Origin of the sequence: Methyloversatilis discipulorum (genome assembly GCF_018780585.1) — a bacterium.
Lineage (GTDB): Bacteria > Pseudomonadota > Gammaproteobacteria > Burkholderiales > Rhodocyclaceae > Methyloversatilis > Methyloversatilis discipulorum_B.
The window spans coordinates 1-10026 of sequence record NZ_JADMJL010000046.1; the positions used below are offsets into that span (position 1 = coordinate 1).

A 10026-nucleotide genomic window follows, 5' to 3' on the forward strand; every position below is an offset into this window, starting at 1 on the left:
GGATCGACGCCGATGCAGTGGCCGCCGACCAGGCCCGGACGGAAGGGCAGGAAGTTCCACTTGGTGCCCGCCGCCTTCAGCACCTCTTCGGTATCGATGCCGATCTTGCCGAAGATGATGGCCAGTTCGTTCACGAAGGCGATGTTCAGGTCGCGCTGCGTGTTCTCGATCACCTTGGCCGCTTCCGCCACCTTGATGCTGGACGCTTCATAGACGCCAGCGGTGATGACCGCCTTGTACAGGTCGGACACCTTCTTCAGCGTATCCGGCGTGTCGCCCGACACCACCTTCAGGATCTTGGTGACCGTGCGCTCCTTGTCACCCGGGTTGATGCGCTCCGGCGAATAGCCGACGTTGAAGTCCTGCAGCCACTTCATGCCGGAGAACTTCTCGATCACCGGAATGCACACCTCTTCGGTGGCGCCCGGATAGACGGTCGATTCGAACACCACGATGGCGCCGCGCTTCATGTGCTTGCCGCAGGTTTCCGAAGCGCCGACCAGCGGCGAGAAATCCGGCTGGTGCGCGTCATCGACCGGCGTCGGCACGGCAACGATGATGTAGTCCGCTTCGGCCAGCGCCGCGCCGTCGGTGGTCACCGTCAGCTGGGTGGCGGCGCGCAGGTCCTCGCTGCTCACCTCGCCGGTCGGATCGACGAATTCGCGGTAGGCGGCCACCTTGGCGGCCGACATGTCCACACCGATGGTCGGCATCTTCTTGCCGAATTCGACAGCCAGGGGCAGGCCGACGTAGCCGAGGCCGATCACAGCAACTTTGGTCATGGTTTTCTATCCGGATTCAGTTCAAAGAGTTTTCATCAGATCGGCCACCTCGGCGGCACGTTCGTACTTGCTGCCCAGCGCAACCAGCGGCTCCAGTTCCTTGCGCGCGTCGCCCTTGCGCCCGGCTCCGGCAAGCCCACGCGCCAGATTCAGGCGCAGATCGTTGGCGAACGGCGCCGCCGCGACCGCCTGACGCATCATCTGCAGGCCCCGATCAGCGTCGCCGGCGGCGAGCAGAATGCCGCCGTAGGTGTCGAGCACGGCAGGGTTGCGCGGTGCCAGTGCGTAGGCCTTTTCCGCATAGCTGCGGGCCCGCGCATCCTTCTGCTGGGCGGCGATCCAGGCCAGGTTGTTCAGCGCGATCACATTGTTCGCCGATCGCGCGAGCGCGGCCTCGTAACGCATCCGAGCGTCATCGAGCGCCTTGCGGACCAGCGCGACGTCGCCCAGGTAGAGCAGCACCTCGACGTCCTTCGGATTGTCCTTGAGCCAGCCATCGACCAGCGCGCGCGCGTCGGCCGCCTTGTCGTCCCGTTCGAGGGCCGCGTGCAGGCGGGTGACGTTGGTGGCCGTGCGCTCACGGCTCAAGGCCTCGCGATACGCCTTGATTGCCTGGTCCGCCTTCGACGAGGACATCATCAGCTCGCCTTCCATCACGTAACCCAGCGCCGCCTTGGGCCGCTGACGCTGGACGTCGCGCGCCACGCGGAGCGCTTCGTCGACCGCGTTCCGGCTGCGGTGGATGGTGATCAGCATGTTCTGCGCCTCGACCGTTTCCGGCTGCAGCGCCAGCACCTTGCGCAGCGTCTGGATCGCCTCGGCGTCCCGCTTCGCTGCAACCTGGGTAGCCGCCAGATTCAGTTGGGCGCGGACCGAGGTCGGGTCGCGCTCGACCAGCTTGGTACGCGTGGCGACCGATGCTTCCAGTTCGCCGGCCCGTGCCTGCGCCAGCGCCAGCGCGTCGAGCACTCGCGGTTCGTCCGGCAGTGCGTTGAGCGCCTCGTTTGCGGCCGCCAGCGCCTTGCCACGGTCGCCCGAAAGCTGGTGCAGCTCGATCAGCGCAAGCCGCGGATTCACCTGCTTCGGATGGGCGTCGATGGCCTGCCGCAGCAGCTTGAGCGACTCCGGCGTGCCGTCCGGCGTGCGTGCCTTGAGACCGGCGAGCGCCATCAGCGCATCGGCGTTCTTCGGGGACTTGGCGACGAACTGCTGCAGCACCGCTTCCGCGTCGGCGATCTTGTCCTCGGTCACGTACATGCGGGCGAGGTTGTTGGCCGCGCTGAAATATGCGGGATCGAGTTCAAGCGCACGCTTGAACTCGGCGCGCGCGCGGTCGGGGTCGTTCTTCAGCAGATAGGCGGTGCCGCGCAGATTGATGCTGATGGGGTCGATCTGGCGCTTCTTTTCCAGCGCATCGATCGCCGCCAGCGCGCGGTCGGCGTCGCGGTTGCGCAGATGCGCAACGATCAGCACGAGGTCCGGCCGACCGCTCGCCGCATCCAGCCTGACCGCCTCTTCCAGCGCCGCGATACCACCCTCGCGATCGCCGGCCGCCAGCCGGCTCAAGCCCAGCCGTGATTGCGCGTCGGCGTCTTCGGTCTGCTTCTTCGCGGCGATCTCGAACGCCGCCTCGGCGCCCTTGGCGTCGCCACCCGTCAGATAGACCTGACCGGCGAGCGCCTGCACTTCCGGATTCCCGGGGCTGGACTTGAGCAGCGGAGCCAGCGCCTGTCTCGCCTTGTCCAGCCGGCCGGTCCTCAGATAGGCGCCGACCAGCACCTTGCGGATGAACAGGGAGTCACCGCCGTGCGCGATCACCTTTTCGGCGTGCTGTTCGGCCAGTGCATATGATTGCAGCTCGAATTCGGTCAGCGCGGCCAGTCCGAGCGCCGGCACGTAGTTCGGCGCAACAGCGAGCGTCTTGTTCAGACGGTCCCGCGCCTCGACAAACTTGCGCTCCTTCACCAGCAGCAGGCCGTCGAGATAGTTGGCTTCCGGCGCCTTGGGCGACACCTTGCGCAGCGCCGCCAGCTCCTTGCGCGCTTCTTCGATCTTGCCTTCGTTCGCCAGCGCCGACACGACGACGAAGCGCGCCGTGACGTTGCTCGGCTTGACGTCGTAGACCTTGCGATAGGACGCCATCGACTGCTCGAACTGCCCCTGCGCCGATCTCATCTCGGCATCGAGGAACCAGGCCTCGGCACTCTTCGGATCTGCAGCCAGCACCTTGTCGAGCAGCGCGTGGGCACTGGCGAATTCACGCTGCGTACCGAGCAGGCGCGCCTTGCCCAGTGCAGCATAGAGATGGTTGGGATCGACCGAGAGCACCTCGTCGAATGCCACTTTCGCGCCGTCCTTGTTGCCCACCGCGAGCTGCGCATGACCGATCGCGGCCCTGAGCTCGGCATTGGCGGCCGGCGTCGACAGCTTGGTCGTGCCCAGACGTTCGATCGCCTGCTTGCTCTCGCCGGCCTCGACCATGGCGCGCGCCAGCAGGGGGGCCACCTGTTCCGCCGGATGCCCGGCATCGAGCGCACGGGTCAGTTCCTTCACCGCCGACGGCGCATCGCCGGTCAGCATGTGGAGACGTCCCAACTCGTAACGGGCGGCGGCGTTCGAAGGATCCCTCTGCAGCAGATTCTTCAGCTGGATCGCCGTCGTCTGCAAATCATTGCGCTCGAACGCCGAACGCGCCTCCGCCAGCAACTCCTCGGGCGGCTTGCTGCGGTCGCACGCAGCCAGCGCCGATGCGCAGAGGAGTATGGCGAGCAGTCGGCTGACTCGCGGGAGGGTCGGGAATGTGGGGTTCAAGAGCGATGCTCCAGGTCGGTTTCAGCGCAGGCCGAAACGATTCATCAGGTCGTAAAGGGTCGGCCGGCTCACGCCGAGCATTTCGGCGGCCTTGACCATATTGCCGTCGACGCGCGCCAGCACGCTGACGACGGCCTTGCGCTCGGCTTCCTCGCGGATCTGGCGCAGATTGAAGAAGCTGCCGTTCTCTTCCGCCGGCTTCAGGCCCAGGTCAGGCACCATGATCTGGTTGCCATCGGCCATGATGGTGGCGCGCTTGATGCAGTTCTCCAGCTCGCGCACATTGCCCGGCCACTTGTGCGCCTCGATCGCCGCCACCGCCTCGCGCGACAGCGACATCGAACTGCGCCCCTGCTCGCCGGCGAAGCGCTTGACGAAGGAATGCGCCAGCAGCGCGGCGTCGCCCTCGCGCTCGCGCAGCGGCGGGATGGTGACGACGATTTCCGCCAGGCGGTAATACAGATCCTCGCGGAAGCGGCTTTCGCCGATCAGCGTCTGCAGGTTCTGGTGGGTGGCGCACACCACGCGCACGTCGATCGGAATCTCGTCGCGGCCGCCCAGCCGCTCGATCACCCGCTCCTGCAGGAAACGCAGCAGCTTGGCCTGCAGCGGGCCCGGCAGGTCGCCGATCTCGTCGAGGAAAAGCGTGCCCTTGTTGGCCACTTCGATCTTGCCCGGCGTCTGCTTGGTGGCGCCGGTGAAGGCGCCTTTCTCGTAGCCGAACAGTTCGCTTTCGAGCAGGTTGTCGGGAATGGCCGCGCAATTGATCGCGACGAATCGTTCGCCGGCACGCTCCGAACGGTCGTGCAGCGTCTTCGCCAGTACCTCCTTGCCGGTGCCGCTTTCGCCCAGCAGCAGCACGGTGGCGCGCGTCGCCGACACCTTCTCGATGGTGCGCAGCACGCGAAGCATGTTGGCGTCGCGCGTGATGAAGCGGCCTTCGACACCGAGGTTCTGATTGGCCAGGCGTGTGTTCTCGGCCTGCAAATCGTGCAGGCGGAAGGCGCGCTCGATCAGCAGCGCGAGCAGTTCGGGTTCGAAGGGCTTGGCGTAGAAGTCGTAGGCGCCCATGCCGATCGCGCGCAAGGCGTTGGCGCGGTCGTTCTGTCCGGTCAGCACGATCACCTTGGACTGCGGTGCCAGCGCCATGATCTCGCCGAGCAGGGCCATGCCTTCGGTCACATCGTCCGGCGCCGGCGGCAGACCCAGGTCCATCGTGATGACCGCCGGTTCGTGGCGCCGTATCTGGGCCAGCGCCGATTCGCGGTCACTGGCAAGCACCACTTCGTAATCGTCGAAGCTCCAGCGCATCTGCTTCTGCAGCGCAGGATCGTCCTCGACGATCAACAGCGTACGACCCTTGTCAGCCATGTCACTCCCGGTCAGGCGACGGCCACCGCGGCCGTCTGCTGAGGAAACACGAGCCGGAACAGGCTGCCCCGCCCCGGCTCGCTGATTACTTCGATGCGTCCACCCAGATCCTGGATGTAGCGGAAACTTTCATAGGCGCCGATGCCCATGCCGTTCGCCTTGGTGGACTGGAACGGCTTGAACAGGCGCTCGCGCACGAACTCTTCGGTCATGCCGCAGCCGTTGTCCTCGACCTCGACCACGACGCCCTCCTGCCCACTGCGCGCCCTGATGCTGACTTTACCGTTTTGCGGCGTGGCATCCAGTGCATTCTGCACAAGATGCCCCACAACCCGCTCTATCCGGTCTTCATGAGCGCGGATCACCAGTCCACTCTCGACTTCGAGCGCCAGCGCACAGCCACTGCGCGCGCGCGACCGGTGCAGCCTTTCGAGCAGCGGCGTCAGCGACACCGGCGCTGCCTGCTCGATCGGCTGGGTGCCGGAACGCAGCTGCAGCAGCATGCTGTTCATGCGGCCGACCGCATGCTCGATGGTGTCCAGCATGTCCTGCTGGAATTCCGGGTTGTCGCGGTGCTTCTGCGCGTTGCGCAGCAGCAGCGTGAGCTGGGCAATGAGGTTCTTCAGGTCGTGTACGACGAAGGCGCTCATCTTCGAGAAGGCTTCGAACTTCTTCGCCTCGATCAACGCTTCCATCGCCTGCGTCTGGTTCAGCACGCCAGCCACCTGGCGGCCGGCCGTCTTCAGCAGGTCGCGCACCTCCCAGTTCAGGTCGACCAGGGCGCGCGGGCGGCACAGCACGACGAAGCCGAGCGGCATGTCCTCGCTGCCGAGCGGGCAGATCAGCCAGGCCTCGGGAATCTGCGCCACCCATTCCGGCAGGCGCATGTGGCCGTACACGCCGGGGCGCGATCGATGCTCCTCGATATTGACCACCCACATGCGACCGAGCAGCAGCGCGATCAACGGACTGTCGGCCGGCTCGCGCGCGTCGATGGCCGGCAGGTTGAGTCGTGCCGCCGGCGCGTACACGCCCTGCTCGTTGCGCAGCCACAGCATGCCGCCCGGGCTTTCGACCAGATCGGCCATCACCCGTATCGACGCTTCGCGCAGGGTGTCGACGTTGGAGGCGCTGTACAGCGTGTCGGCCAGTTTCAGCCACTCCGCACGGTAGTCATAGCGCAGGCTGAAGAAGTGCTTGTTCACGAATACGCGCAGCCAGGCGCGCACGCTGCCCGAAGCGATCGACGCCACCAGCCCCAGCGCACCGGCGGCCAGCACCACGGTCTGCAGTGCCGCGCCCCACTCGCCACCAAAGAAGCGGACGTAGTAGCCGGCCAGCGCGATGATGAGCAGCGCCGCGCCGGTGATCACCAGCGCCGAGGTATGGAATACCGCTTCGCGCGACACATTGAGCCGGATCGACCACTCGCGGATGCGCGCCGACGACGCGGCGAACAGCGGGATGGCGATGGCGTGCACCAGACCGCGCACTGCCCACAGGGTCGGGTCCAGCTCGCGGAACATCAGCGCTTCGGAGAAGAAATACAGGTCGAACACCAGCGTGAAGCCGAGACCCAGCGTCATCGGCTTGACGCCCCAGCGCCACTGCTGCGGCGTGTTGCGGTAGAACTGCTCGGTCATCACCGCGCCCAGCAGGCTCAACCCCAGGCCACATCCCATCAGCCAGACCAGCGCGCCCGCGTCGCGCGGCAACACCCAGGACAGCACGGCATAGGCCAGCGCACAGGGCAGGACCGTGATCAGGGCCAGCCGTATCAGCCACGAAGGCCGGCGCACCAGTCCGCGCAAGGGCTGGCGTCCATCCGGGTCGACCACGCAGGCGGCAAGAAAGAACAGGAAAAGCAGATAGTGGAACGCGTCGGCCGCGTGCGCCAGCGTCCACCACAGCGGATGGGGTCGCCACACGAAGCCCGTCATGGCGGCACACCACAGGGCGCCGCTCACCATGCACCATCCGAGCAGGCGGGCGCGCGGAGACCGGCTGGCGCTCATGAAGAGCTGCAGGCAGAAGGCGGCGAATCCGAGCGCGGCCGCAGCGTATGCGTAAAGCGCAAAGGCGGCGGGAAGGGAATCCATCAGGACGCGGCGTCAGAAGTGTTGCAATGAACCGCATTGTGCCCGTGACCCGCCGGGCGCGCAGCGCGCGGCCGGCGGGTCACGGGGGCGACGATCAGCGGGCGCCGTCGCCGGTCAGCACGACACGCACGGTCTGCAGCAGCACCAGGATGTCGAGGAAGAGGGTGTGATTCTTCACGTAGTAGAGGTCGTACTGCAGCTTCTGCACCGCGTCGTCGACCGAAGCGCCGTAGCTGTAGCGCACCTGGGCCCAGCCGGTGATGCCCGGCTTGACGCTGTGACGGGCGGCGTAGAACGGGATCTGGTCAGTCAGCTGATCGACGAAGAAGGGACGCTCCGGGCGCGGGCCGACGAAACTCATGTCGCCATGCAGCACGTTGAAGATCTGCGGCAGTTCGTCGATGCGGGTCTTGCGGATGAAATGGCCGACGCGGGTGATGCGGTCGTCGTTGCTGCCGGCCCAGCGCGGCTTGCCGTCGGCTTCGGCGTCCAGACGCATGCTGCGGAACTTGAGCACCTTGAAGGTACGGCCGCCCTGACCGACCCGCTCCTGGCGGTAGATGACCGGGAAGCCGGATTCGATCGCGATGGCGATGGCCGCCAGCAGCATGATGGGCGCGGTCACGACCAGCAGCACGCTGGCGGCGACGATGTCGAACACGCGCTTGACCGCGCTGCGGGCAAAGCCCTGGCGGAAGCCGTCGCCGTAGATGAGCCAGCTGGCACGCAGCGTGTCCAGACGGACCTGGCCGCGCATGCGCTCGAAGAAGCTCGACAGGTCATTCACCGTGACGCCCGCCAGCTTGCAGTCCAGCAGTTCGCGCAGCGGCAACACGCCACCGCGGCGCTCGCGCACTGCCACGACGATTTCGTTGGCGCGGTGATCGCGCGCCAGCTGCATCACGCAGCTGCCTTCCGGCATCACCAGCGTGGCCGGCACTTCGACCGCCTCTTCGGCACCGACCGGCACGAAACCGACGATGGTGTGTGTGGCGCTGGCCGAGGTCGATACGCTGGCCCAGACGGAAGCCGCTTCGGCGCCGGTACCGACGACCAGGATGCGCCGCGTGAACATGCCGGCGCCGTCGGCCTGCAGGAAGGACGCCGCGCGCAGCAGCAGGATGCCGCCGAAACCCATGCACAGCGACACATCGAGTGCCGGCATCGCGACGCTGCCCTGCGGCAGCAGGCGGAACACCATGTAGGCAACCGGCAGGCCGAGCAGGAAGGCGAACAGCACGCGCCCGACCAGTTCCGACAGGTTGCGCGGCTGTTCCCGCTGGTACAGGCCCAGCGCGCTCATCAGCAGCGTCATCAGGATGGCGAACACCGAAGCCGGCAGCAGTGCGGGCAGCAACGATTCCATGCTGGCGGGCGCGCTGATCCAGGCGGCGCCGAAACCGGCGATCAACAGCACGATCGCCTCGGCGATAAGTCTCATGAGCGTGACGGAAGGTACGTAGTGACTGAACAGTCTGACCACAATCAACCCCTTTTCGGCCGCCCGGACGATGCTTCGGACCAGCCGCAAATATTGTCCCGACGCGGGGGCGCCGGCTTGTTGAGCGCGAACGATATGGGCTGAACCGGGGATCACGCGTGAATCTGGTCACAAGAAGCCGCGGCGCACAGGGGCGGTGATAACTAACGCACGTTGCGACGCCGTTTCAGGGCTACCGGCGCGGCCGGGAGACACAAATTTCCACAATGGAAAAGCGCATTCCGGCGCCCGGCGGCGGCTTCAGACCGTCAGCGCGACCGCAAACACCGTCAGGACACAGAGCAACAGCAGGACCTTGCGCCGGCGCCCCGTGGTGAGCAGACGCGACGGCAGGGCCCGGAGCCGGGCCGGCAGGCCGTGGTCGAGCAGCGCCAATCCGCCGGTCGCGTAGGCGTCGGCCAGCGCCTCTACCGACACGAAACACAGCGTCGGGTAGCGCTTTCGGGCCTCGGCAACCAGGCTGTCAATCGCCGCCAGACTGTCCTGGTGCCGGGCCTGCCGACCGACGAAGTTCGAGCGGTGCGTTTCCAGCAGCAGCGGGCGTCGCTGCGCCCACTTGCGCGCCAGCGCCTCCAGCCCGCGGCCGGCACGGTGGCCGCGCACCGGTTCGTAATAATCGTCGCGCACCAGCGCCGTCAGCCCGGAAGCACAGCGCTGGCCGTTCCGGTAGAGCCGGCCGCTATCGAGCGGCAGGCCGTCGGCGCCGCGCCGCTCGTAGCGCTCGCCCGGCGTGACCAGCGCGCGCACGCCGGCCGCCGCCCAGGCGGTCTCGACTGCATCGTTCCAGACGAAGGTCGGCGGCACCGCCACCGCCGGCATCACGCCGAAGATGCGGGCGAAAGTCGATACCTCGGCCGTCGCGCGACTGACGATGTCGGTCCCGTCCAGCGCCCGCGACGGCAGGCTGGAGGCGTCGGTCCAGCGGCTCTGCAAGGGCGACGGCAGGTCTTCGGTGGCCGGGAAGGGCTGGCGTCGCCACGCCTGCAGCGCCGGATCCTGCGCGCAGGCCTTGTCCAGCACCGCCGGGTGATAGTGCTGCATGCCGTGCAGCTGCAGCGAGAACACGCCGCGCGCCACGCCGGCGCGCATTTCCGCCAGCACCGGCGCCAGCCGGGCGTCGTCCAGCGTGACGCAGGCCTCGGCCTCGTCCGGCCGCGCCTCGTCCGGGCCGGCCAGAATGACGCCCAGCGTCATCACCGGGTGACGGCCCTGGGCATCGGCATGCGCCGACAGCACGCGCGCGATGTCGCGCAGCGCGTCGGCCTGTTCCAGCGGGCCGTAACCCCAGTCGTCGCCTTCGAACACCATGACCGGGTGGCGCAGGCAGGGCTCGGCCCAGGCGCGCGCAAGATCGCGCCTGACGCAGTAAAGCGCCAGCGCCCACAGCAACAATGCCCCGTAAAGCCCGTACATCGTCCCCTCCTCCGGGTGCGCACTTTCGCACAGACCGGTCGCCGACTCC

6 protein-coding genes are annotated in these 10026 nt (G+C 67.1%); all 6 read right to left on the minus strand.

What is annotated here, in order from left to right; all coding sequences use genetic code 11:
* On the minus strand, nucleotides 1-782 hold a 782-nt coding region (locus IV112_RS17885), incomplete at its 3' end, for a nucleotide sugar dehydrogenase (protein WP_304005780.1).
* A 21-nt stretch (nucleotides 783-803) separates the two neighbouring features.
* Nucleotides 804-3593: an XrtA/PEP-CTERM system TPR-repeat protein PrsT gene (gene prsT / locus IV112_RS17890; protein WP_304005782.1), complete on the minus strand. Its 2790-nt coding sequence runs from the start codon at nucleotides 3591-3593 to the stop codon at nucleotides 804-806.
* A 21-nt stretch (nucleotides 3594-3614) separates the two neighbouring features.
* Nucleotides 3615-4964, minus strand: coding sequence for a PEP-CTERM-box response regulator transcription factor (gene prsR, locus IV112_RS17895; protein WP_019916780.1), 1350 nt, complete (start codon nucleotides 4962-4964; stop codon nucleotides 3615-3617).
* Nucleotides 4965-4975: 11 nt separating this feature from the next.
* Nucleotides 4976-7063 (minus strand): XrtA/PEP-CTERM system histidine kinase PrsK, encoded by a 2088-nt coding sequence (gene prsK, locus IV112_RS17900; protein ID WP_304005785.1) that lies wholly within the window; start codon nucleotides 7061-7063, stop codon nucleotides 4976-4978.
* A 94-nt stretch (nucleotides 7064-7157) separates the two neighbouring features.
* The gene (locus tag IV112_RS17905; RefSeq protein ID WP_081629131.1) at nucleotides 7158-8504 is read right to left on the minus strand and encodes a TIGR03013 family XrtA/PEP-CTERM system glycosyltransferase; all 1347 of its coding nucleotides are present in this window, start codon (nucleotides 8502-8504) and stop codon (nucleotides 7158-7160) included.
* Nucleotides 8505-8804: 300 nt separating this feature from the next.
* Nucleotides 8805-9977 carry a hypothetical protein gene (locus IV112_RS17910; RefSeq protein WP_304005788.1) on the minus strand — a complete coding sequence of 391 codons (1173 nt, stop codon included), beginning with the start codon at nucleotides 9975-9977 and terminating at the stop codon, nucleotides 8805-8807.
* Between the last annotated feature and the right edge of the window lie 49 nt (nucleotides 9978-10026).

Excerpts from the sequence above, each read along its gene's own strand:
- IV112_RS17905 (WP_081629131.1), bottom strand. The coding sequence starts at position 8,504 with ATGAGACTTATCGCCGAGGCGATCGTGCTGTTGATCGCCGGTTTCGGC.
- prsR (WP_019916780.1), bottom strand. The coding sequence starts at position 4,964 with ATGGCTGACAAGGGTCGTACGCTGTTGATCGTCGAGGACGATCCTGCG.
- prsK (WP_304005785.1), bottom strand. The coding sequence starts at position 7,063 with ATGGATTCCCTTCCCGCCGCCTTTGCGCTTTACGCATACGCTGCGGCC.
- IV112_RS17910 (WP_304005788.1), bottom strand. The coding sequence starts at position 9,977 with ATGTACGGGCTTTACGGGGCATTGTTGCTGTGGGCGCTGGCGCTTTAC.